The organism is Pseudaeromonas paramecii (genome assembly GCF_039540575.1).
Lineage (GTDB): Bacteria > Pseudomonadota > Gammaproteobacteria > Enterobacterales > Aeromonadaceae > Pseudaeromonas > Pseudaeromonas paramecii.
Genome location: NZ_BAABFC010000017.1, coordinates 133,733 through 134,511, shown reverse-complemented (window position 1 = coordinate 134,511; position 779 = coordinate 133,733). Strand labels below are relative to the sequence as shown.

The 779-nt window shown below is 65.3% G+C and carries 1 protein-coding gene; it reads right to left on the bottom strand.

Annotated features, from left to right (window positions below; translation table 11 throughout):
- The coding region (locus ABD847_RS13155; RefSeq protein ID WP_345013756.1) for an Ig-like domain-containing protein at positions 1 to 779 on the bottom strand (779 nt) is incomplete at both ends.

Sequence of the window (779 nt, the reverse complement as noted above, 5' to 3'; positions counted from 1 at the left end):
GTCGCCGTCCAGATCGCTGGCACTGATGGCACCACTCACCGCGGTGTCCTCGGCGGTGGTCAGCGACTGATCAGCGCTGGTGGGCGCATCGTTCACCGGCGTCACCCCGATGCTGACCGTGCTGCTGGTGGTGCCACCGTTACCGTCATCAATCAGCACGGTGAAGCTGTCGCTGCCGTGGTAGTTCGCCGCCGGCGTGTAGGTGAAGCTGCCGTCGGCATTCAGGGTCACGCTGCCATTGGCCGGTGCCGTATCCACTGTGAAGCTCAGGCTGTCGCCGTCCAGATCGCTGGCACTGATGGCGCCACTCACCGCCGTGTCTTCGGCGGTGGTCAGCGACTGATCAGCGCTGGTGGGCGCATCGTTCACCGGCGTCACCCCGATGCTGACCGTGCTGCTAGTGGTGCCACCGTTACCGTCATCGATCAGCACGGTGAAGCTGTCGCTGCCGTGGTAGTTCGCCGCCGGCGTGTAGGTGAAGCTGCCGTCGGCGTTCAGGGTCACGCTGCCGTGACTCGCCTCGCTGGATACCGCGTAGCTCAAGCTGTCGCCGTCCAGATCGCTGGCACTGATGACGCCACTCACCGCCGTGTCTTCGGCGGTGGTCAGCGACTGATCGGCACTGGTGGGCACATCGTTCACCGGCGTCACCCCGATGCTGACCGTGCTGCTGGTGGTGCCACCGTTACCGTCATCGATCAGCACGGTGAAGCTGTCGCTGCCGTGGTAGTTCGCCGCCGGCGTGTAGGTGAAGCTGCCGTCGGCGTTCAGGGTCACGC